20 protein-coding genes are annotated in these 21,111 nt (G+C 71.4%); 10 read left to right on the top strand and 10 right to left on the bottom strand.

Going from position 1 to position 21,111, the window contains the following annotated elements:
* Positions 1-2 precede the first annotated feature (2 nt).
* The 3 genes from ACWCRA_RS30735 to ACWCRA_RS30725 all read right to left on the bottom strand — a co-directional run bounded on the left by ACWCRA_RS30735 (position 3) and on the right by ACWCRA_RS30725 (position 3,716).
* Positions 3-1,790, bottom strand: a complete 1,788-nt coding sequence (locus tag ACWCRA_RS30735; protein WP_451069129.1) for a glycoside hydrolase family 15 protein — start codon at positions 1,788-1,790, stop codon at positions 3-5.
* 51 nt (positions 1,791-1,841) lie between these two features.
* The gene (locus tag ACWCRA_RS30730) at positions 1,842-2,633 is read right to left on the bottom strand and encodes an SURF1 family cytochrome oxidase biogenesis protein (RefSeq protein WP_351553305.1); all 792 of its coding nucleotides are present in this window, start codon (positions 2,631-2,633) and stop codon (positions 1,842-1,844) included.
* A gap of 81 nt (positions 2,634-2,714) precedes the next feature.
* Positions 2,715-3,716 carry a DEDDh family exonuclease gene (locus ACWCRA_RS30725; protein ID WP_351553308.1) on the bottom strand — a complete coding sequence of 334 codons (1,002 nt, stop codon included), beginning with the start codon at positions 3,714-3,716 and terminating at the stop codon, positions 2,715-2,717.
* Between the two features lie 191 nt (positions 3,717-3,907).
* On the opposite strand from ACWCRA_RS30725, the gene ACWCRA_RS30720 reads away from it, so the two are divergent.
* Positions 3,908-4,888 (top strand): sterol desaturase family protein, encoded by a 981-nt coding sequence (locus ACWCRA_RS30720; RefSeq protein WP_451069128.1) that lies wholly within the window; start codon positions 3,908-3,910, stop codon positions 4,886-4,888.
* Positions 4,885-5,556, top strand: coding sequence for a lysoplasmalogenase (locus tag ACWCRA_RS30715; protein WP_351553313.1), 672 nt, complete (start codon positions 4,885-4,887; stop codon positions 5,554-5,556). Before ACWCRA_RS30720 ends, ACWCRA_RS30715 begins: the two co-directional genes overlap by 4 nt.
* Before the next feature lie 186 nt (positions 5,557-5,742).
* Here ACWCRA_RS30715 and ACWCRA_RS30710 read toward each other — a convergent pair whose 3' ends face one another.
* A complete protein-coding gene (locus tag ACWCRA_RS30710; RefSeq protein ID WP_351553316.1) occupies positions 5,743-7,275 on the bottom strand; it encodes a S8 family peptidase in 1,533 nt (510 codons plus the stop codon).
* Between the two features lie 285 nt (positions 7,276-7,560).
* Between ACWCRA_RS30710 and ACWCRA_RS30705 the strand changes: the two genes are divergently transcribed.
* The 3 genes from ACWCRA_RS30705 to moaA all read left to right on the top strand — a co-directional run bounded on the left by ACWCRA_RS30705 (position 7,561) and on the right by moaA (position 10,800).
* Positions 7,561-7,929, top strand: a complete 369-nt coding sequence (locus tag ACWCRA_RS30705) for a DUF485 domain-containing protein (protein WP_351553319.1) — start codon at positions 7,561-7,563, stop codon at positions 7,927-7,929.
* Positions 7,930-7,943: 14 nt separating this feature from the next.
* Positions 7,944-9,587 carry a solute symporter family protein gene (locus tag ACWCRA_RS30700; RefSeq protein ID WP_451069145.1) on the top strand — a complete coding sequence of 548 codons (1,644 nt, stop codon included), beginning with the start codon at positions 7,944-7,946 and terminating at the stop codon, positions 9,585-9,587.
* A 223-nt stretch (positions 9,588-9,810) separates the two neighbouring features.
* Positions 9,811-10,800, top strand: a complete 990-nt coding sequence (gene moaA / locus ACWCRA_RS30695) for a GTP 3',8-cyclase MoaA (protein ID WP_351553321.1) — start codon at positions 9,811-9,813, stop codon at positions 10,798-10,800.
* A gap of 32 nt (positions 10,801-10,832) precedes the next feature.
* Here moaA and ACWCRA_RS30690 read toward each other — a convergent pair whose 3' ends face one another.
* Both ACWCRA_RS30690 and ACWCRA_RS30685 read right to left on the bottom strand, forming a co-directional pair.
* On the bottom strand, positions 10,833-11,063 hold the full coding sequence (locus tag ACWCRA_RS30690) for a hypothetical protein (RefSeq protein WP_351553324.1): 231 nt from the start codon (positions 11,061-11,063) through the stop codon (positions 10,833-10,835).
* A 189-nt stretch (positions 11,064-11,252) separates the two neighbouring features.
* Positions 11,253-11,687: a DUF3099 domain-containing protein gene (locus ACWCRA_RS30685; protein ID WP_351553327.1), complete on the bottom strand. Its 435-nt coding sequence runs from the start codon at positions 11,685-11,687 to the stop codon at positions 11,253-11,255.
* Between the two features lie 217 nt (positions 11,688-11,904).
* Between ACWCRA_RS30685 and ACWCRA_RS30680 the strand changes: the two genes are divergently transcribed.
* A complete protein-coding gene (locus ACWCRA_RS30680) occupies positions 11,905-12,180 on the top strand; it encodes a GlsB/YeaQ/YmgE family stress response membrane protein (protein WP_351553330.1) in 276 nt (91 codons plus the stop codon).
* Between the two features lie 115 nt (positions 12,181-12,295).
* Here the strand turns inward: ACWCRA_RS30680 and tyrS are convergent, their stop codons facing one another.
* From tyrS to ACWCRA_RS30665, 3 genes are all read right to left on the bottom strand, one after another.
* Positions 12,296-13,558, bottom strand: a complete 1,263-nt coding sequence (gene tyrS / locus ACWCRA_RS30675) for a tyrosine--tRNA ligase (protein ID WP_351553333.1) — start codon at positions 13,556-13,558, stop codon at positions 12,296-12,298.
* Between the two features lie 83 nt (positions 13,559-13,641).
* Positions 13,642-15,033 carry a metallopeptidase TldD-related protein gene (locus tag ACWCRA_RS30670; protein ID WP_351553335.1) on the bottom strand — a complete coding sequence of 464 codons (1,392 nt, stop codon included), beginning with the start codon at positions 15,031-15,033 and terminating at the stop codon, positions 13,642-13,644.
* A complete protein-coding gene (locus ACWCRA_RS30665) occupies positions 15,030-16,553 on the bottom strand; it encodes a TldD/PmbA family protein (protein WP_351553338.1) in 1,524 nt (507 codons plus the stop codon). The genes ACWCRA_RS30670 and ACWCRA_RS30665 overlap by 4 nt, the downstream gene beginning before the upstream one ends.
* A 264-nt stretch (positions 16,554-16,817) precedes the next feature.
* Here ACWCRA_RS30665 and fabG point away from each other — a divergent pair, with 264 nt between their 5' ends.
* From fabG to ACWCRA_RS30650, 3 genes are all read left to right on the top strand, one after another.
* Positions 16,818-17,522 carry a 3-oxoacyl-[acyl-carrier-protein] reductase gene (fabG, locus tag ACWCRA_RS30660; protein ID WP_351553341.1) on the top strand — a complete coding sequence of 235 codons (705 nt, stop codon included), beginning with the start codon at positions 16,818-16,820 and terminating at the stop codon, positions 17,520-17,522.
* A 5-nt stretch (positions 17,523-17,527) separates the two neighbouring features.
* Positions 17,528-18,298, top strand: coding sequence for an enoyl-ACP reductase FabI (gene fabI, locus ACWCRA_RS30655; protein ID WP_351553344.1), 771 nt, complete (start codon positions 17,528-17,530; stop codon positions 18,296-18,298).
* 201 nt (positions 18,299-18,499) lie between these two features.
* A complete protein-coding gene (locus tag ACWCRA_RS30650; RefSeq protein WP_351553346.1) occupies positions 18,500-18,853 on the top strand; it encodes a hypothetical protein in 354 nt (117 codons plus the stop codon).
* Positions 18,854-18,896: 43 nt separating this feature from the next.
* Here the strand turns inward: ACWCRA_RS30650 and ACWCRA_RS30645 are convergent, their stop codons facing one another.
* Positions 18,897-19,613, bottom strand: coding sequence for a FadR/GntR family transcriptional regulator (locus ACWCRA_RS30645; RefSeq protein WP_351553348.1), 717 nt, complete (start codon positions 19,611-19,613; stop codon positions 18,897-18,899).
* A 112-nt stretch (positions 19,614-19,725) separates the two neighbouring features.
* Here ACWCRA_RS30645 and ACWCRA_RS30640 point away from each other — a divergent pair, with 112 nt between their 5' ends.
* Complete coding sequence (locus ACWCRA_RS30640; RefSeq protein ID WP_451069127.1) at positions 19,726-21,108, top strand: CynX/NimT family MFS transporter; 1,383 nt, start codon at positions 19,726-19,728, stop codon at positions 21,106-21,108.
* The last annotated feature ends 3 nt before the right edge of the window (positions 21,109-21,111 follow it).

Genomic DNA, 21,111 nt, shown 5'->3' with positions numbered 1-21,111 from the left:
CCCTATCCTCCACTCTCCTCCCTGCCGAGCGCGAGGGCCGTCGTCACCAGCGCGATATGGCTGAACGCCTGGGGGAAGTTCCCCAGCTGCCGGCCCGCCGCCGGGTCGTACTCCTCGGCGAGCAGCCCGACATCGTTGCGGAGTGCGAGCAGCCGCTCGAACAGCTCCCGCGCCTCCTTCGTCCGGCCCGTCATCCGCAGCGCGTCCGCCAGCCAGAACGAGCACGCGAGGAACGCCCCCTCGTCCCCGGGCAGCCCGTCGACCGCCGCGCCCTCGGTGCTGTAGCGGCGCACCAGCCCGCCCGTCATGCCCAACTCCTCGCGGACCGCGTCGACGGTCCCGACGACCCGGGGGTCGTCCGGCGGCAGAAAGCCGACCCGGGGGATGAGCAGCGTCGCCGCGTCCAGCTCGGCGGAGCCGTACGACTGGGTGAAGGTGTTCCGCACCGGGTCGTACCCCCGCTCGCACACCTCCCGGTGGACCTCGTCCCGCATCGCGCGCCACCGCCCCGCGTCGCCGCGCAGCGAGGGGTCGGACTCCAGGGTCCGCACCGCCCGGTCGGCCGCGACCCACGCCATCACCTTGGAGTGGACGAAGTGCCGGCGCGGGCCGCGCACCTCCCAGAGCCCCTCGTCCGGCTCGCGCCACTTGGACTCCAGGAAGCCCAGCAGGCTGAGCTGGAGGTACCAGGCGTGCCGCTGGGAGGGCAGCCCCGCCTCCCGGGCCAGGAAGAGGGAGTCCATCACCTCGCCGTACACATCGAGCTGAAGCTGTTTCACGGCCGCGTTGCCGGTGCGCACGGGCGCCGAGCCGGCGTAGCCGCCGAGCCACGGCAGCTCCGTCTCCGGGAGCCGGCGCTCCCCGGCCAGCCCGTACATGATCTGGAGGTCGGCCGGATCGCCGGCCACGGCCCGCAGCAGCCAGTCCCGCCAGGCGGCGGCCTCCTCCTGGTAGCCGGCGTCGAGCAGGGCGTCCAGGGTGAGGGTGGAGTCCCGCAGCCAGCAGAAGCGGTAGTCCCAGTTCCGTACCCCGCCCAGCTCCTCCGGGAGCGAGGTGGTCGGCGCGGCGACGATCCCGCCCGTCGGGCCGTAGGTGAGTGCCTTCAGGGTGATCAGCGAGCGGACCACGGCCTCCCGGTAGGGCCCTTCGGTCCGGCAGCGGCCGGCCCACTCCGCCCAGTCCCGCAGGCTGGACTCCAGCGCCTCGGCGGGGTCCACCCGGTCGGGCCGCTGCCGGTGCGAGGGGTGCCAGGAGAGGATGAAGGACACCTTCTCGCCCGCGCCGACCGTGAAGGACGAGACGGTGCTGAACTGCTGTCCCCAGGTCTTGACCTGGGGCTCGCTGCGCAGCCATACGGAGTCGGGGCCGGCGACCGCCACCCGGTGGCCGTCCGCCCGCCGCATCCAGGGCACGACCGAGCCGTAGTCGAAGCGCAGCCGCAGCACCGACTCCATCTCCACCGAGCCGCTGAGCCCCTCCACGATGCGCACCACGTCGGGCACCTCGTCGCGCTGCGGCATGAAGTCGATGACCTTGACCGTGCCGGTGCGGGTCTCCCACACGGACTCCAGGACGAGCGAGTCACCGGCGTAGCCGCGGCGGGCGCAGGGGCCGGAGCCCTTGGGGGCGATCCGCCAGTGACCGTTGTCCCGGTCGCCGAGGATGGCGGCGAAGCAGGCCGCGGAGTCGAAGCGGGGCAGACAGAGCCAGTCGATGGAGCCGTCCGTGCCGACCAGGGCCGCCGTCTGGAGATCGCCGATCAGGGCGTAGTCCTCGATGCGTAGCGTCACGCAGTGGCGCATTCCCGCCGGGGGCCGGGGCCAATCAGGCGCGGCGCGGTGTCAGGCGTTCGCCGGGACCGGCTCCGGGGTGGTTCCGGCGGCCGCCGCCGCACGCCGGTCGCGCACCTCGCGGCGGACGAGGATCACCCAGCCGATGGGGACTCCGGCGGTGAACAGCCACCACTGGACGGCGTAGGCCATATGGGCGCCGATGGAGTCGTGGTCGGGCGCGGGGATCAGCTCCGGGGACTTCTCGCCGTCCTTCCGGCCGGTCTGCTCCAGATACCCGCCGAGCACCTGCTTGCCGAGCAGTTCGGACTGCTGCTCGCTGTTGATCAGCATCACCTGGCGGTCGGGCAGCCCGGCGAGGTCCTTGATTCCGCTGCCCCGGGTGGTCTCGTCCGCCTTCAGCCGGCCGGTGACGGTGACCTCGCCCCGGGGCGCGGGCGGCACCGCCGGGTACGCCGTCTGGTGGGGCGCCGCCGGAATCCAGCCGCGGTTGACCAGGACCACCCGGCCGTCGGTGAGGACCAGCGGGGTCAGCACATGGACGCCGACCTTCTCGTCGACGTTGGTGCGGCGCCGGACGACGACCTCGCCGTCGGTGTCGTAGGTGCCGGTGGCGGTGATCGCGCGCCAGTAGTCCGAGCGCGGTACGGAGTGCCCGGGGGAGGTCAGCTCGGTCACCGGGACCGGCGCGGCCTCCAGATTGCGCGCGATGAGCGCGTTCTGCTCGACCCGGCGCTCATGGCGGTGGAACTGCCAGAAGCCCAGCTCGATCATCGTCGGGATGAGCACGAGGCCGATGAGGGTGAGGATCACCCACTGCCGGGACAACAGGAAGCGGTACACGGCGTCGACCGTACCTCCTGCCCCGGCGGTGCCTCGCGGGGGGTCCCGCTCACCGATCCGGCCTGATCCGAAAGAGACGGCCTAGACCCTCCCGGCTCCGTCGGCCGGGGTCACATCGCGCAGCAGCTGGGTGAAGGCCGCCTCGTCCATCACCGGGGTGCCGTAGGACGCGGCCTTGACGGTCTTGGAGGTCGCCGCGCCCGGATCGTTGGTCACCAGCAGGCTCGTCAGCCGGGAGACGCTGGTGGCGATGTGCAGTCCCGCCTCGATGGCGCGGTCCTCCAGCAGCTCCCGGTCGATGGAGGTGTCGCCGGAGAACGCCACCCGCATGCCCTGTTTCAGCGGCTTCCCCGGCTCGTACCGCCCCGGGTTGGGGTGGGGGCAGGCGGGCCGCTTCCGCGAGGGGCGCCAGCTTCCCTGGCCGTACCGTCCGGACGGCCCGAAGGACGGGGGGCCGCCGGGGCGGGGAGCGGCGGGGGAGTCCGACCACTCGGTCAGCGGACGGCACTCCAGCAGCGGCAGCCGCACGCCGTCCCGGGCCGCGCTGTGCAGGCTGGGGCGGAAGGCCTCGGCCAGCACCCGGGCGTCGTCCAGCGCGTGGTGGGCGCGCTCCTGGACGACACCGAAGTGGGCCGCCAGCGACTCCAGCTTGTGATTGGGCAGCGGCAGCGCCAGCTCCTTGGCGAGCGCGATGGTGCACAGCCGCTGCCGGGTGGGCGCGGCCCGCTGGGCGCGGGCGTACTCCCGGGCGATCATGGACCAGTCGAAGACGGCGTTGTGCGCGACGAGCACCCGGTCGGCCAGCCGCTCGGAGAAGTCGTCGGCGATGTCCCCGAAGAGCGGGGCGCCTTCGAGCACCTCGCTGGTGAGCCCGTGAATCCACACCGGGCCCGGGTCGCGCTCCGGGTTCACCAGTGTGTACCAGTGGTCCTGGACCTCGCCGAAGGCGTCCAGCCGGTACACGGCAGCGGAGACTATCCGGTCGTCGCGGGCGAGGCCGGTGGTCTCCACGTCGACGACCGCGTACCCCTCGGGATACGCGGCCGGCCACGCCGTCGCTGCTGCGGTGCTGTCATCGAGCATGGTCACAGAGAATACGGGCCCCCACTGACAGGGCCCGATCCGACCGCCCGGTACCGGCCCCTCCCGCCGCCGTGCTCCGCGCGGGCGCGGGGAGTTGGCGGAACTCACCAAAACGAGCTGACAATCCGTCTCACATACTTGTGGGTAACACCATCTAGCCCCGTCCGGGCCGCCGCCTCTACGGTGCACCCATGCCGAACCCGCCCGACGTCGTGCTGTGGTCCATACCCGCCTTTGTGCTGCTCACCGCGGTGGAGATGGCCGCCTGCCGGTTCCGCCCCGACGAGCGCGCCGCGGGCTGGGACGGCAAGGACGCGGCCACCAGCGTCACCATGGGACTCGGCAGCATCGTCTTCGACTTCCTCTGGAAGATCCCCGCTGTCGCGATCCACACGGTCGTGTACGAACTCACCCCGGCCCGTGTCCCCCTCCTGTGGTGGACCCTGCCGCTGATCCTGCTCGCCCAGGACTTCCTCTACTACTGGTCCCACCGGGGCCACCACATGGTCCGCGTTCTGTGGGCCTGTCATGTGGTCCACCACTCCAGCCGGTACTTCAACCTCACCACCGCGCTGCGCCAGCCCTGGACGAGCCTGACCGTCTGGCCGTTCTATCTGCCGCTCGTCGCCTGCGGGGTGCACCCGGCCGTGGTCGCCCTCTGCGCCTCGGTCAATCTCGTCTACCAGTTCTGGGTGCACACCGAACGGGTGGGCAGGCTGCCCCGGCCGCTGGAGTACCTGTTCAACACGCCCTCCCACCACCGGGTGCACCACGCCTCCCAGGGCGGCTATCTCGACCGCAACTTCGGCGGCATCCTGATCGTCTGGGACCGGCTCTTCGGCTCCTTCGCCCCCGAGACCGAGCGGTGCGTCTTCGGCCTCACCAAGAACATCGGCACCCACAACCCCCTGCGGGTCGCCACCCATGAGTACGCCGCCATCGCCCGCGACCTGCGGGCGGCGCGCGGCTGGCGGGAGCGGGCGGGGCATCTCCTCCGGGGCCCCGGCTGGCGGCCACCCGCCCCTCCGAACCCACCCGCCCCTCCGAACCTACTCACCCCTCCAGGCCCACCCGCCCCTCCGGGCCCGGCCCCCGCCCCCGCCCCGGCCACTGCCCCGAGCGCCGGCCCCGCCCCCGCCCCGGCCGCGCACCTCCCCGGGAGCAGCCGATGAGCGCGCCGGACCTCCGCCCCCGGAGCCGTGTCCGCGAAACCCTCGCCCCGGCCCTCCTCACCGCCTTCGCACTCGCGGTCCTCGCCGACCTCGGCTCCCTCCTCGCGGGCGCCGAACCGGGCCACTGGATCGCCAAGCCGCTGCTGATGCCGCTGCTCGCCGCGTACACCCTGGTACGCGGCGGCCCCCGGCTCCTCGCCGCCGCGCTGCTCCTGGGCTGGGGCGGCGATGTGTTCCTGCTCCTGGACGCGGAGTGGGCCTTTCTCGCGGGCATGGGCTCCTTCGCCCTGGGCCACCTCTGCTATCTCCGCCTCTTCGGCCGCCGCCACCCGCCCGCCGGTCTCGCCCCCGCGTACGCCGTGACGCTGGTGGCCGCCGTCGCCCTGCTGTGGACCGGCCTCCCCGCCGAACTGCGCGTCCCGGTCGCCGTGTACGCCCTGCTGCTGACGGTCATGGCGTGGCGGGCCGGCGGACTCGGCCCCGTCGCCGGCGCGGGCGGCGCGCTCTTCCTGGTCTCGGACCTGATCATCGCGACGGAGGTGGCGGGATGGCCGCAGCCGCCCGCGCCCGACTTCTGGATCATGTTCCTGTACAGCACGGCCCAGCTCCTCCTCGCCCTGGGCGTCCTGGCCCACTGCCGCCGGGAGCCACCGCTCCCCGACCGCTGAGGCTGTCGCCGGCCGGGCCCGCGCACACAGCAGGGGCCGGGCGCGCCGTCCGCGCCCGGCCCCGCACACGCTCGTCCGTGCCGTGTTCCGGCAGGATCGGGGTTGTCCGTTCCGGATCTTGCCGGGCTCGGGAGCCCCGGCACCGGACCCCGCTCGCCGATCCGGCCCGATCCGGAAGGAGACTCCCTAGCGGCGCACCGCGTCCAGCGCGTCCGCGACGCCGGCGCCGTAGAAGCTGTTCTTCTGCTTGCCGCCCTCGCAGACCGCGTCCACGGTGCCGTCACCGTTGTAGTCGTACGGGTTGGTGCACGCCCGGTCGTCCGCCTGCGCGTACAGCAGACCCTTGATCGCCTGCGGGGAGGCGCCGGGGTGCTTCGACTTCAGGAGTGCGACGACTCCCGCGGCGTGCGGCGTGGCCATCGACGTACCGGCCTTGTAGAGGTACCGGCCGTTGGTGCTGGTCGAGAGGATGCGGCCGTCCACGGCCGGCGCCTCGGGCGCCTGGTAGGCGGTGCGGTCGCCGCCGGGGGCGGAGATGTCGATGACGTCGTCACCGTAGTTGGAGAACGAGGACTTCAGGTCCTTGGCGCCCAGCGAGGAGGTCGTCACCACGCCCGGGATCTGCGTCGGGATGTCCAGGCACTCGCCCGGGTCGACGGTCCGCTCCACCGGAGTGGTGTCATTGGGGCTGGTGGTGTCCTTCAGCTGGTCCGCCGCCAGGTCCATCGCGGAGTTGCCGGCCGCGGCCAGGTTCACCGCGCCCTTCTTCTCGGCGTAGACGGTGGCCCGGGAGACGGCCTCGACCAGGGCCTTCTGGTCCGGGTCGTTCTTGCAGTTGAACAGCCACGGGTCCGTGTAGTAGCTGTTGTTGGTGACCTCGACGCCCTTCTCGGCGGCCCACATGAAGCCGCAGACAACCGCCTCGGTGTAGAAGAACCCCGCCGTCGTCGACACCTTGATGCCGGAGACCTTGACGCCCGGCGCGACACCGGTGACGCCGACCCCGTTCTTCGCCGCGGCGATGGTGCCCGCGACATGGGTGCCGTGGTCGCTCTCGGTGGGACCGGGGCGCCAGGAGCCGGGTGTGGTGTCCGGCTTGCCCGACACGCAGTTGGCCGAGGCCCGCTCGTCGAAGTTGGGCGCCAGATCCGGGTGGGTGTCGTCCACTCCGGTGTCGATGACGGCGACCGTGACCTTCTTGCTGCCGAGGGTCCGCTCGTGCGCCTTGTCCGCCTTGATGGCGGGCAGGCTCCACTGGAGCGGCTCCAGCGGGTCCTGGTCCGCCGTCGCCCTGGCCACCGACGCCAGGGCCTCCTGGGCGGTCAGCGGGCGCTCGGAGTCGATCGCCGTGTCCGTCGCGGCGGCCATCGGAGCCGTACGCGTGGCACCGGCCGACTCGACGCCGCGCACCGTGCGGATCGTCTTCGCGAAGTCCGGGTTCTGCGAGTGGACGACTATGACGCCTATGCGGTCATAGGCGATCACGATCGATCCGCCGGCCTCGGCTATCGCCTTCTTCACCGTCTTGGCGGTGTGCCGGCCACCCGCGACATTGACCACGTACGACAGCTTCGGACCGTCGGTCACCACCGCGCCGGCCGGGACCGAGGCCGGAACGGCGGTGGCCGATCCCGCCGGAAGGAAGCCGAGCGAGGCCGTGAGCGCCAGACCGACGGGGAGTGCGAGGACGCGCCGCCGTCTGGTTCCCAGATGAGCCATGGGTTCTCCACATCATCCGTGACAGCCGCCCGGGCGCCGTGTGCGCCTGGACGGGTACATGACCAGCGAAGCTATCGCCGATCTTGATCACCATCAATGCGTATGAGCGGAAAACCTGAAGGGAAAGTGTCGATCCCGAAGAAAAAAGGCCGATGTTGAACCGGTCCGGCGTGCTCCCCGTGCCGTTGTCAGGAGGTGGAGCAACATCAAACCGCCTCCCTGGACCCGCTTGAACGAAGGCCCGACTTGACCATCCCCACCGCTCCCGCGTCACGAGGAGAATCCGTGGCTTCCGATGCGCCGCCACCGCCCCACGGCGGGACCGACACCAGTCCCGCACAGCCCACGACCGAGCAGTTCGTCGCGGTGCAGCAGAGCGCGGAGTTCGGCGAACTGCGCCGCACCTACCGCTCCTTCGCCTTTCCCCTGACCGTCGCGTTCATCCTCTGGTACCTCCTGTACGTCCTGCTCTCGAACTACGCGGGCGGCTTCATGGGCACCAGAGTCTTCGGCAACATCAACGTGGCGCTCGTCTTCGGTCTCGCCCAGTTCGTGACGACCTTCCTCATCGCCTGGTTCTACTCGCGGCACGCGGCGGCGAAGCTCGACCCCCGGGCCGACGCCATCAAGGCACGGATGGAGGCCGAGCTGTGAGCACCCCCGGGCCGATGGCCCCCGACCTGGTACACGCCTCCGACCTGATCCACCTCGCCGCCTCCAGCGCCACCACCGAACACCGGCCGCTGATCATCACCCTCTTCGGCGCCTTCGTGGTGGCCACCCTCGCCATCACCGTCTGGGCGGGCCGCCAGACCAAGTCCGCCGCCGACTTCTACGCCGGCGGACGCCAGTTCACCGGCTTCCAGAACGGCCTGGCGATCTCCGGCGACTACATGTCCGCCGCGTCCTTCCTCGGCATCGCGGGCGCCATCGCCCTCTTCGGCTACGACGGCTTCCTCTACTCCATCGGCTTCCTGGTGGCCTGGCTGGTCGCCCTGCTGCTGGTCGCCGAACCGCTCCGCAACTCCGGCCGCTTCACCATGGGCGACGTCCTCGCCTACCGGATGCGCCAGCGCCCGGTCCGCACCGCCGCCGGCACCTCCACCATCGTCGTCTCCATCTTCTACCTCCTCGCGCAGATGGCCGGCGCCGGTGTCCTGGTCTCCCTGCTGCTGGGCATCACCAGCGACAGCGGCAAGGTCCTGATCGTCGCCCTTGTCGGCGTGCTGATGATCCTGTACGTCACCATCGGCGGGATGAAGGGCACCACCTGGGTCCAGATGGTCAAGGCGGTCCTCCTCATCGCGGGCACGCTCCTCATCACGTTCCTGGTGCTGCTGAAGTTCAACTTCAACATCTCCGATCTGCTGGGCACCGCCGCCGAGAAGAGCGGCCACGGCTCCGCGTTCCTGGAGCCCGGCCTCAAGTACGGCGCCACCGAGACCTCGAAGCTGGACTTCATCTCCCTCGGTATCGCGCTCGTCCTCGGCACCGCGGGGCTGCCCCACATCCTGATCCGCTTCTACACGGTGCCCACCGCGAAGGCCGCCCGGAAGTCGGTCAACTGGGCCATCGGCATCATCGGCGCCTTCTACCTCATGACGATCGCCCTCGGCTTCGGCGCCGCGGCCATCGTCGGACCGCAGGAGATCACCGCCTCCAACAAGGCCGGGAACACCGCCGCGCCGCTGCTCGCCCTCCACATCGGCGGCACCGACTCCGCGGGCGGCGCGATCCTCCTCGCCGTGATCTCCGCCGTCGCCTTCGCCACCATCCTCGCGGTGGTCGCCGGGCTCACCCTCGCCTCGTCCTCCTCCTTCGCCCATGACATCTACGCCAATGTCATCCGCCGGGGGCAGGCCACCGAGAAGGAGGAGGTCCGCGCCGCCCGCTGGGCGACCGTCGCCATCGGAGTCGTCTCCATCGGGCTCGGCGCCCTCGCCCGCGATCTCAATGTCGCCGGGCTGGTCGCCCTCGCCTTCGCCGTCGCGGCCTCCGCGAACCTGCCGACGATCCTCTACAGCCTCTTCTGGAAGAAGTTCACCACCCAGGGCGCCCTCTGGTCGATCTACGGCGGCCTGGTCTCCTCCGTGGTCCTCGTCCTCTTCTCCCCGGTCGTCTCCGGCAAGCCGACCTCGATGTTCAAGAACGCCGACTTCTACATCTTCCCGCTGGAGAATCCGGGCCTGGTCTCCATCCCGCTCGGCTTCCTCCTCGGCTGGCTCGGCTCGGTGCTGTCGAAGGAGAAGCCCGACGCAGGGAAGTACGCGGAACTGGAGGTCAAGTCCCTCACCGGAACCGGAGCCCACTGATCCGGCCGTGCTCCGTCCGTCCTCCGGTCGTGCTCCGGCGCGGCTCCGTCCGGACCTCCCGGCAGAGCCGCGCCGGTCTCCGCGCCGGTCTCCGCACCCGTTTCCGGGGCGGACGGGCCCGGTGGTGTCAGTGGTCTGACGTAGGCTCGGTGGGAGAGCAGTCACCGAACAGTGCCGCAACCCTGCGGAGCCTCGCACCACCGGATTCGGGGAGGGACCCGCGTTGCTCGTCGACTCGTACCGCCGTGTCGCCACCGACCTGCGTGTTTCCCTCACCGACCGATGCAATCTGCGGTGTACGTACTGCATGCCGGAGGAGGGCCTCCAGTGGCTCGCCAAGCCCGACCTCCTCGATGACGACGAGATAGTCCGGCTGATACGGATCGCGGTCACCCTCCTCGGCGTCACCGAGGTCCGCTTCACCGGCGGGGAGCCCCTGCTCCGCCCCGGCCTCGTCGGGATCGTGGAGCGCTGCGCCCGCCTCGGCCCGCGCCCCCGGATGTCGCTGACCACCAACGGCATCGGCCTTCAGCGCACCGCCGGCGCCCTGCGCGCCGCCGGTCTCGACCGGGTCAATGTCTCGCTGGACACCCTGCGCCCCGAGGTCTTCCGGAAGCTCACCCGCCGCGACCGCCACCATGACGTCCTCGACGGCCTCCGGGCCGCCCGCGCCGCGGGGCTCACCCCCGTCAAGGTCAACACCGTCCTCATGCCCGGCCTCAACGACGACGAGGCACCCGAGCTGCTCGCCTGGGCCGTCGCCGAGGGCTATCAGCTCCGCTTCATCGAGCAGATGCCGCTCGACGCCCAGCACGGCTGGAAGCGCGACGGCATGATCACCGCGGGTGACATCCTGGAGTCGCTGCGCACCCGCTTCACCCTCACCCCCGAGGGCGGCGAGGAGCGCGGATCGTCCCCCGCCGAGCGCTGGGTGGTGGACGGCGGACCGCACCGGGTCGGCGTCATCGCCTCCGTCACCCGCCCCTTCTGCGCCGCGTGCGACCGCACCCGGCTCACCGCCGACGGCCAGATCCGCACCTGCCTCTTCGCCCGCGAGGAGACCGATCTGCGCGCCGCACTGCGTTCGGAGGCGTCCGACGAGGAGATAGCCCGGCTCTGGAAGGTGGCCATGTGGGGCAAGAAGGCGGGCTCGGGGCTGGACGATCCGGCGTTCCTCCAGCCGGAGCGCCCCATGTCGGCGATCGGCGGCTGAGACCGGCACCGGCGGACCCGGCGCCCCGGGGCTCAGCGGGAGCCGTCGGACCCCTGGGACCGCTCCCACTCCTCCAGCGCCACCACGTCCTTCAGGAAGCCGCGCACACCGAGGAACTGGGAGAGATGCTCACGGTGCTCCTCGCACGCCAGCCAGGTCTTGCGGCGCTCCGGAGTGTGCAGCTTCGGGTTGTTCCAGGCCAGCACCCACACGGCCGGCGCACGGCAGCCCTTGGCGGAACAGATCGGGGACTCGTCACTCACCAGCGCAATGCTCCACTACATGGCGACGCCGGGCAGCCACGGGGGGAGCTGCCCGGCGTCGGTCCGTCGCTCCGACGGGGGATGCGGAGCGCGTACGAAGTATGTCATGGGTAACCGGGTGCGGTGCACCGGAACTTCACGAAAGAGTCTGAGCTTTTCCTGAGGATCGCGGGCCGCCGGCGCCGGGCATCAGCCCGGCTCGCGCTCCTGACGGCTGCGCCCCGATCCGGTGCCGTCCCCGGCGCCGTACGCGGCATCCCGTCCGGTCGATTCCGGGTCGGATTCCGGCTGCGGTGCCCGGCGGGGCTTCTCCGGCTCCGGCGCCACGGCCGGCGCCAGCTCCGGGGTGAACGGTCCGCGCACATAGGCCGACGGCAGCGAAGGGGCGTTCTCCCGGCCCGCGTTGGCGATCACCACGGCGACATAGGGGAGGAGGATGCCGAGTGCCAGCGCCACGATGGCCACATGGCGTTCCACGTTCCACAGCACGGCCGCGAGAACCACCGACAGGGTCCGCACGGACATCGAGATCACATAGCGCCGCTGCCTTCCGCGCACATCGTCGGTGAGCCCCTGACGGGCCCCCGTGATCCGGAAGATCTCCGCGTCGGCCTGCTTCCGCATCACATTCCACCACCTGTTTTCCCTGCCGGACACACCTCGGTCCCGGGCCCCTCCACGGTACGCCGCACCTGCGACGCCTACGAGAGCGGGGGCGGGCCGCCCCTGATCGCTCCACCTCCGCCGAAACGCGTATGGCCCCGTCCGACATGCGCGGTAGGCCGGATGGGCCGAGACTGACGGCGTAACTGCTCACGCGGAGCCGTACGAGGAGGCAGCCATGGGCTGGTTGTGGGCGATCATCGTGGGATTTGTGCTGGGCCTGATCGCCAAGGCGATCCTGCCCGGGAAACAGCACCTTCCCTTGTGGCTGGCCACCATCTGCGGCATCGGCGGCGCGGTGCTCGGCAACTGGGCCGCGGGCGGCATGGGCATCGAGGAGACCCCGGGCTTCGACTGGGGACGGCACGCCCTCCAGCTCATCTTCGCGGTCGTCCTGGTCTTCATCGGCGACCGGGCCTGGATCGCGCTGCGCGCCAACAAACAGCGCACCTGACCCGCACCGAGCACGGCGCGCGGCGGCCGGACGGAGACTCTCCGTCCGGCCGCCGCGCCATGCCGAGAGGACCCGGGCGCGCCATGCCGGCGGACCCGGACCCCCGGGGACCGGCTCAGCCGATCTCGACCGCCGCGAGATTCTTCTTGCCCCGGCGCAGCACCAGCCACCGCCCGTGCAGCAGCTCCTCCCGCGCCACCACCGCGTCCTCGGCCGTGACCTTGACATTGTTCACATAGGCCCCGCCCTCCTTCACGGTCCGCCGGGCCGCCGACTTGCTGGCCACCAGACCGACCTCCACCAGGAGATCCACCACCGGGGCCGGCTCGGCGACCTTGGCGTGCGGCAGCTCGGAGAGCGCCGATCGCAGCGTCGCCTCGTCCAGCTCGGCCAGCTCGCCCTGGCCGAAGAGCGCCTTCGACGCGTAGACCGCCGCCGCGCAGTGGTCGGCGCCGTGCACCAGTGTCGTCAGCTCCTCCGCCAGCGCCCGCTGAGCCGCCCGCGCCTGCGGACGCTCCTCGGTCAGCCGCTCCAGCTCCTCGATCTCCGCCCGGGACCGGAAGCTGAAGATCCGCAGGAACTTGGAGACATCGCGGTCGTCCGCGTTCAGCCAGAACTGGTAGAACGCGTACGGAGTGGTCCGCTCGGCGTCCAGCCAGACGGTGCCGGACTCCGTCTTCCCGAACTTGGTGCCGTCCGCCTTGGTGATCAGCGGAGTGGCCAGGGCGTGCACCACGGCCTCCGGCTCCACCCGGTGGATCAGATCGGTGCCCGTGGTGAGGTTGCCCCACTGGTCGCTGCCGCCGGTCTGGAGGGTGCAGCCGTGCCGCCGGTACAGCTCCAGGTAGTCCATCCCCTGGAGGATCTGGTAGCTGAACTCGGTGTAGCTGATCCCCGCGTCGGAGTTCAGCCGCCGGGCGACCGCCTCCTTCGCGATCATCTTGTTGACCCGGAAGTACTTGCCGACATCCCGCAGGAAGCCGATCGCCGAGAGACCCGACGTCCAGTCCAGGTTGTTGACCATGGTGGCCGCGTGCGGACCGTCGAAGTCGAGGAACCGCTCGATCTGCCCGCCCAGCCGGCCGACCCACTCGGCGACGGTCTCCGGCTCGTTCAGCGTGCGCTCGGCATTGGGCTTCGGGTCGCCGATCAGACCGGTGGCGCCGCCGACCAGGCCCAGCGGGCGGTTCCCCGCCAGCTGGAGCCGGCGCATGGTGAGGATCTGCACCAGGTTGCCCAGGTGCAGACTGGGCGCCGTCGGGTCGAAGCCGCAATAGAACGTGACGGGGCCGTCCGCGAACGCCTTCCGCAGTGCGTCCTCGTCGGTGGACTGGGCGATCAGCCCGCGCCACCGCAGCTCGTCGACGATGTCCGTCACGTCTCTCGTGTCTCCTCAGATGTGCTTCATGTGTTTCATGTGCTCTGTGCGCGTGCCGGGAGTGCCTCTCGGCCCCATTGAGGTTATACGCCCTGGCTGACAGAACTCATATTGAAATCCGGCACCCGCAGCGCGGGCATCGCGGCGCGGGTGAACCAGTCGCCCCACTCGCGCGGCAGCGTCTTCTCCGTACGGCCCGCCTCCGCGGCCCGCGAGAGCAGATCGACGGGCGACTCGTTGAAGCGGAAGTTGTTCACCGCCCCGGTCACCTCCCCGTTCTCCACGAGATAGACGCCGTCCCTGGTCAGCCCCGTCAGCAGCAGCGTCGCCGGGTCCACCTCGCGGATGTACCAGAGACAGGTCAGCAGCAGTCCCCGCTCGGTCGCCGCGACCATCTCCTCCAGCGAGCGCTCGCCCCCGCCGTCCAGGATCAGATTCCCGGCGCCCGGCGCGACCGGCAGCCCGGTCAGCCCCGCGCTGTGCCGGGTGGTCACCAGATGCTCCAGCCTTCCGTCCCGTACCCAGTCCGTCCGGGCCAGCGGCAGACCGTTGTCGAAGACGGAGGCGTCGTCCCCCGAGGCATGCGCGATCATGAACGGCGCGGACTGGAGGCCCGGCTCCTCCGGGTCGCTGCGCAGATTCATCGGCAGCGGGGAGAGCGTCTCCCCGACCCGGGTCCCGCCGCCCGGCCGGGAGAAGACCGTACGGCCCTCCACCGCGTCCCGGGCCGTGGACGACCAGAGCTGGTAGATCAGCAGATCCGCGACGGCCGTGGGCGGCAGCAGCGTCTCGTACCGCCCGGCGGGCAGCTCGACCCGCCGCCGGGCCCAGCCCAGCCGCCGCTCCAGCTCCTCGTCCAGCGCCCCCGGGTCCACATCCGTGAAGTCCCGCGTCGACCGCCCCGCCCACGCCGAGCGGGAGCCGTCGGGCGACTTCGCGTTCAGCTCCAGCGTCCCGTTCGGCTGATCGTGCCGGAGCCGCAGCCCGGTGGAGGTGCCGAGGTAGGTGGAGGTCATCTCGTGGTTGGCGAATCCGTACAGCTCCCGCCCGCCGGCCCGGGCCCGCGCGAAGGCCTCGCCGAGCGCCGGCGCGAAATCCGTGAAGACGGCCGACGAGGTCTCGGCCGGCGCGTCCCGGAAGCCGGGGGACTCGGCGGGCCCGGCGACCAGCGGCCCCGCGTCCTCCGCCGGCCCCGACTCCCGGGCGGCGGCCTCGGCCGCCCGCACCAGCGACTCCAGGTCCTCACCGGTGACCGCCGACCGCGAGACCACCCCGGACGCGGTGCCCCGGGCGCCGTCGACGGTCGCGATCACGGTCAGGTTGCGGCCCCTGGTGACCCCGTTGGTGGTCAGCGCGTTGCCGGCCCAGCGCAGATTGGCCGAGGAGAGCTCGTCCGCGATGACGACACAGCCATCGGCGGTGGAGAGCTCGAGAGCCCGCTCGACGATGTCGTACGGCTTGCTGGTGCGGCTCATCGTCCGGCCTCCTGCGTCGTGTTCAAAATGTTCACCCCGCGGAACAGGGCGGACGGGCAGCCGTGCGAGACCGCCGCGACCTGGCCCGGCTGGGCCTTGCCGCAGTTGAACGCGCCGCCCAGCACATAGGTCTGCGGGCCGCCCACCTGCTCCATCGAGCCCCAGAACTCCGTGGTCGTCGCCTGGTAGGCGACATCCCGCAGCTGCCCCGCCAGCCGGCCGTTCTCGATCCGGAAGAACCGCTGCCCGGTGAACTGGAAGTTGTACCGCTGCATGTCGATCGACCACGACCGGTCGCCGACGACATAGATCCCGCGCTCCACCCCGCCGATCAGATCCTCCGTCGACAGCCCGCCCGGCGCCGGCTGGAGCGACACATTCGCCATCCGCTGCACGGGCACATGGCCGGGGGAGTCCGCGTACGCGCACCCGTTGGAGCGCCCGAGCCCCGTCAGCCTCGCGATCCGCCGGTCCAGCTGATAGCCGACCAGCGTGCCGCCGCGCACCAGGTCCCAGGATTGGGCCCGCACGCCCTCGTCGTCGTATCCGATGGTCGCGAGCCCGTGCTCGGCGGTGCGGTCACCGGTCACATTCATCGCCGACGAGCCGTACGCCAGCTTCCCCAGCTGGTCGAAGGTGGCGAACGAGGTCCCCGCGTACGCCGCCTCGTACCCCAGGGCCCGGTCCAGCTCGGTGGCGTGGCCGATCGACTCGTGGATGGTGAGCCAGAGGTTCGACGGGTCCACCACCAGGTCGTACCGGCCGGCGCTCACGCTCGGGGCCCGCATCTTCTCCGCGAGCAGCCCGGGGATCTCCTCCAGCTCCGAGTCCCAGTCCCAGCCCGTGCCGGTCAGATACTCCCAGCCGCGGCCCACGGGCGGCGCGATCGTCCGCATCGAGTCGAACTCGCCGGTCGTCTCGTCCACGGCGACGGCGGTGAGCTGGGGGTGCAGCCGCACCCGCTGCTGGGTGGTGACGGTGCCCGAGGTGTCCGCGTAGAACTTGTTCTCCTGCACGGTGAGCAGCGAGGCGTCCACATGCGCCACCCCGTCCGCCGCCAGCAGCCGGCCGCTCCACTCCGCGAGCAGGCCGGTCTTCTCCTCGTCGGGCACATCGAACGGATTGACGGCGTACGAGGAGACCCAGGTCTTCTCCGCGTGCACCGGCTCGTCCGCCAGCTCCACCCGCTCGTCGGAGCCGGCGGCGGCGATCACCCGCGCCGACAGCTTCGCCATCGCGACGGCCTGACTCGCGACCTTCGCCGCCGCGTCCATGGTCATGTCCACACCGGAGGCGAACCCCCAGGCGCCGCCGTGCACCACCCGCACCGCGTACCCGAGGTCCGTCGTGTCCGACGACGCGGCCGGTTTGGCGTCCCGCAGCCGCCGGGCCGCGCTGCGCACCCGCTCGAAGCGGAAGTCCGCGTGCACCGCGCCCAGGGCCCTCGCCCGGGCGAGCGCGGCGTCGGCGAGCGACCGCAGGGGCAGTGCGAGGAATGTCTGATCGATGTCATGGGGCACAGGGGCCCTCCCCTTCTCGGCCGGTGCGGCGACGCGACCGACGACGCGACGACACGACTGCAGACCCGCAGTGAATCATGTGCGGGCGGACCGCTCCGGCGGGGAGCGGCGGACGGCGTTCGATGTGCGGGGCACGGTTTCGGCCTCTTTCTGTAGAGACCCGACAGTGACTCGATGACGGTGCTGTCACTGCCCGATTCCCCGGCGGCGGAGCGGTACCGATAGTTTCGGAGGTACCACGACTGCTATGGAAAGGGTGATCCGTTGAGCCGCTCGGTTCTCGTCACCGGAGGAAACCGGGGCATCGGCCTCGCCATCGCCCGCGCTTTCGCCGAAGCCGGCGACAGAGTCGCCATCACCTACCGCTCGGGCGAGCCCCCGGCGGGCTTTCTCGCCGTGCGCTGCGACATCACCGACAGCGAGCAGGTGGAGCAGGCGTACAAGGAGATCGAGGAGAAGCACGGCCCGGTGGAGGTGCTGGTCGCCAATGCCGGCGTCACCCGGGACCAGTTGCTGATGCGGATGTCGGAGGAGGACTTCGTCTCCGTCCTCGACACCAATCTCACCGGCACCTTCCGCGTCGTGAAGCGCGCCAACCGGGCGATGCTCCGCGCGAAGAAGGGCCGGGTTGTCCTGATCTCCTCGGTCGTGGGGCTGCTCGGCTCGGCGGGGCAGGCGAATTACGCCGCCTCCAAGGCCGGTCTCGTCGGTTTCGCCCGCTCGCTCGCCCGCGAGCTGGGCTCGCGGAACATCACGTTCAATGTCGTCGCGCCCGGCTTCGTGGACACCGATATGACCAAGGTGCTCACCGACGAGCAGCGCGAGGGCATCGTGTCCCAGGTGCCGCTCGGCCGTTACGCGCAGCCGGAGGAGATCGCCGCCGCCGTGCGCTTTCTCGCCTCCGACGACGCCTCGTACATCACTGGAGCCGTCATCCCGGTTGACGGCGGATTGGGCATGGGTCACTGATCGCCATGAGTGGAATCCTCGCCGGCAAGCGCATTCTCGTCACGGGAGTCCTCACGGACTCGTCCATCGCCTTCCACGCGGCCAAGGTGGCCCAGGAGGAGGGCGCGGAGGTCATCCTCACCGGCTTCGGCCGGCTCAGCCTCGTCGAGCGCATCGCGAAGCGGCTGCCCAAGACCGCCCCGGTCATCGAGCTGGACGTCACCAACCAGGAGCACCTGGACGGACTCGCGGACCGCGTCCGTGAGCACTCCAGCGACGACACCGGGCTCGACGGCATCGTGCACTCGATCGCCTTCGGCCCGCAGGGCGCGTTCAACTTCCTGGAGGCGGGGTGGGACGACGTCTCCACCGCCGTCCAGGTCTCCGCGTACTCCTACAAGTCGCTGACCACCGCCTGTCTGCCGCTGATGGGCCCCGGCGCCTCGGTCGTCGGACTCACCTTCGACGCCCAGTTCGCCTGGCCGAAGTACGACTGGATGGGCGTGGCCAAGGCGGCCCTGGAGTCCACCAACCGCTACCTCGCCCGCGACCTGGGTCCGCGGGGCATCCGCTGCAACCTGATCTCGGCGGGTCCCCTGAAGTCGATGGCCGCCAAGTCCATCCCCGGCTTCGAGGAGCTGGCGGATGTGTGGAACCACCGCGCTCCGCTGGAGTGGGACCTGGCCGACCACGACTCCGCGGGCCGGGGTGTCGTCGGTCTGCTGTCGGACTTCTTCCCCCGGACGACCGGGGAGATCGTCCATGTGGACGGCGGCGTCCACATGATGGGTGCCTGAGAGGCCCACGGACACCGGTACGGCTCCGGCGCCCCGTCCCCCGCGGCACGCGGGGGACGGGGCGCCGTCCGTTCGGCCCCACCCGTTCGGCCCCGTCCGGCGGGCGGCGGGCCGCGCGGGCACCGAGGCTGGAGGGGCAACCCCCCTTGTGGTGCAGCCGCTGCGCGATCGCGCCGCGGTACGGCCGAGGAGGTCCTGCTCATGCGCATGATCCGGAGCTCAGCCCCCGTACTGGCCGCGGTGACCCTGCTGCTGTGGGCGACCCCTCAGGCCCTCTCCCAGGAGCCCGGGGCGCGGCCCGGGCCGCCGCCGGCACGGTACGAGGCCGACTGCCGCACCGAGATCGACGGCTCCTGGGCCATCGCCCACTGCCACAATCCGTACCCGGTCACCGACCGGGTACGGCTGCACATCGAGTGCGAGCGCTGGTGGGACATCGATGTGGACACCGCTCCGGCCGAGCTGGGCGCCGCCGGGTATGTGACGGTCACCGACCGCTGCTGGAAGGAGATCCGCGCGGTCTGGGTCAGCCATCAGCCGCTGCCGTCCTCCTGATCCGGGCCCGAGCGCGGCCCGGTCCCGGCCCTGGTCCCGGGTCCTAGTCCTGGTCCCGGCCCTGATCCTCCGCCTCCGCCTCCGCGCTCTCCGCATTCCGCAGACACATGAACGGATAGCTCGCGGCCTCGGCGGAAGCCGACGCGCCGTCGCCCGCGCGGATCGCCTCGACCAGCCGGCCGTGGTCCATATGGTGCTCCGGGCGCAGCTCCCGGCCCACATCGCCCCTGAGCCAGTCGCGCAGCAGGGCGCCCAGATCCGCGTACAGCTCGCCGAGCACATCGTTGTGGGAGGCGGCCACCACCGCGAAGTGGAACGAGGCATCGGCGGCGATGAAGCGCTCCGTGTCACCCGTCGCCCAGGCCTCCTCGCGGCGGGCCAGCAGCGCGTCGAGCTGGTGCAGATCGCGTTCGGTGCGCCGGCCTGCGGCCAGCCGGGCGGCCGACGACTCCAGGGTCGAGCGCACCTCGGCGACATCCCGGGGCGAGGCGCCGGCGAACCGGCGGTGCATCACCCCGGCCAGCTCGCTGGTGGCCAGCACATAGGTGCCCGAGCCCTGCCGGATGTCGAGCAGACCGTTGTGCGCGAGCGCGCGGACCGCCTCACGGACGGTGTTCCGGGCCACACCGAGCTGCTCGACCAGCTCCGGTTCGGTGGGAATCCGCGTACCGACCGGCCACTCGCCGGTGGTGATCTGATTCCGCAGCTGAGCGATCACCTGGTCGGTGAGCCCCGATCGCCGGGGGGAGGTCAGGGTCATGGTGTTCCTCGTCCTGGCTCGAACGCTCCTGGGTGCGCCAAGGGCGATGTGAGGCAAATCCGGGCAATCGCCGCTGGACAATCAATCATCCCATGATTCTATGATGGGCACTATGCCCTATGAGATCCGGCCCGAAACGCGGACCCAGCACCCCATGGACCCGGCCCGCGCGCCGGAGCCCCGAGCGGTCCAGGAGACCCGGGAGGCCCAGGAGACCCGGGAGGCCCGGGAGCCGGACGGGCCGCGGGGGACCCGGCGTCCGCCGGCCACGACGGCCGCGGTCTGGACCCTCCGGCTGGTGACCGTCGGCATCGTGCTCGCCGCGCTCAACCTCCGGCCCGCCATCACCAGCCTCGGGCCCCTGCTGGAAGAGGTCCGCGCCGGACTCGGCATGAGCGGCAGCGTCGCCGGTCTGCTCACCTCCGTACCGCCTCTGTGCTTCGCCGTCTTCGGCCTCGCCGCCCCCCGGCTCGCCCGCCGTTTCGGCCCCGGGACCGTGGTCTGCGCGGGCATGGCCGCCATCGCGGCCGGAGTGCTGATCCGGGCCTTCGCCGGGGGCACCGCGGGCTTCGTCGCCGCCAGCGCGCTGGCGCTCATGGGCATCGCGGTCAGCAATGTGCTGATGCCGGTGCTGGTGAAGCGGTACTTCCCCGACCGCGTCGGCTCGATGACCGGGCTCTACTCCATGGCCCTGGCGGTCGGCACCTCGGTCGCCGCCGCCGTGACCGTGCCCCTGACCGGGGCGCTCGGCGGCGGCTGGCGGGTCGGCCTCGGGATGTGGGCGGCTCTCGCCGTCCTCGCCGTACTGCCCTGGCTCGCCCTGGCCCGCGACAGCCGGGGAGCACCGGCCCCCGTCGCCACCGCACCCCCCGCCGCCGGGGACGGCGGTACGGAGCGCCCCGCCCCGAGGATCGTCCGCAGCCCCACCGCCTGGGCCCTCGCCTGCTTCTTCGGCCTCCAGGCCACCGGCGCGTACATCACCATGGGCTGGATGCCGCAGATCTTCCGGGACGCGGGCGTCCCGGCCGGCACCGCGGGAGTGCTGCTGGCGGTGACCATGGCGATGGGCGTCCCGCTCGCCTTCGTCATCCCCCGGCTCGCCGGCCGGCTGCGCCACCAGGGGCCCATCGTCGTCGTCCTCGGGCTCAGCGGACTGGCCGGATACGCGGGTCTCCTCACCGCCCCCGCCGCCGGGGCCTGGGCCTGGGCGCTGCTCCTGGGCGTCTCCAACTGCGCCTTCCCGCTCGCCCTCACCCTGATCGGCCTGCGCTCCAGGACCGGCGGGGGAGTCGTCAGGCTCTCCGCCTTCGCCCAGTCCACCGGCTATCTGATCTCCATACCCGGCCCCCTGCTGGTGGGCGTGGTCTACCAGCACAGCGGTGGCTGGGATCTTCCGGTCATGCTGATGGCCGGGCTCCTCGTACCGCAGATCGTCTGCGGTGTCCTGGCGGGCAGGGACCGGACGATCGAGGACGAGACCGGGATGCGAGACTGAACC

The organism is Streptomyces sp. NPDC001889 (assembly GCF_053594535.1).
This window is presented reverse-complemented; position numbering and strand designations above follow the sequence as displayed.

Excerpts from the sequence above, each read along its gene's own strand:
- ACWCRA_RS30725 (WP_351553308.1), bottom strand. The coding sequence starts at position 3,716 with ATGCTCGATGACAGCACCGCAGCAGCGACGGCGTGGCCGGCCGCGTAT.
- ACWCRA_RS30720 (WP_451069128.1), top strand. The coding sequence starts at position 3,908 with ATGCCGAACCCGCCCGACGTCGTGCTGTGGTCCATACCCGCCTTTGTG.
- ACWCRA_RS30715 (WP_351553313.1), top strand. The coding sequence starts at position 4,885 with ATGAGCGCGCCGGACCTCCGCCCCCGGAGCCGTGTCCGCGAAACCCTC.
- ACWCRA_RS30710 (WP_351553316.1), bottom strand. The coding sequence starts at position 7,275 with ATGGCTCATCTGGGAACCAGACGGCGGCGCGTCCTCGCACTCCCCGTC.
- ACWCRA_RS30700 (WP_451069145.1), top strand. The coding sequence starts at position 7,944 with ATGGCCCCCGACCTGGTACACGCCTCCGACCTGATCCACCTCGCCGCC.
- ACWCRA_RS30685 (WP_351553327.1), bottom strand. The coding sequence starts at position 11,687 with ATGCGGAAGCAGGCCGACGCGGAGATCTTCCGGATCACGGGGGCCCGT.
- ACWCRA_RS30680 (WP_351553330.1), top strand. The coding sequence starts at position 11,905 with ATGGGCTGGTTGTGGGCGATCATCGTGGGATTTGTGCTGGGCCTGATC.
- ACWCRA_RS30670 (WP_351553335.1), bottom strand. The coding sequence starts at position 15,033 with ATGAGCCGCACCAGCAAGCCGTACGACATCGTCGAGCGGGCTCTCGAG.
- fabI (WP_351553344.1), top strand. The coding sequence starts at position 17,528 with ATGAGTGGAATCCTCGCCGGCAAGCGCATTCTCGTCACGGGAGTCCTC.
- ACWCRA_RS30650 (WP_351553346.1), top strand. The coding sequence starts at position 18,500 with ATGCGCATGATCCGGAGCTCAGCCCCCGTACTGGCCGCGGTGACCCTG.
- ACWCRA_RS30645 (WP_351553348.1), bottom strand. The coding sequence starts at position 19,613 with ATGACCCTGACCTCCCCCCGGCGATCGGGGCTCACCGACCAGGTGATC.
- ACWCRA_RS30640 (WP_451069127.1), top strand. The coding sequence starts at position 19,726 with ATGCCCTATGAGATCCGGCCCGAAACGCGGACCCAGCACCCCATGGAC.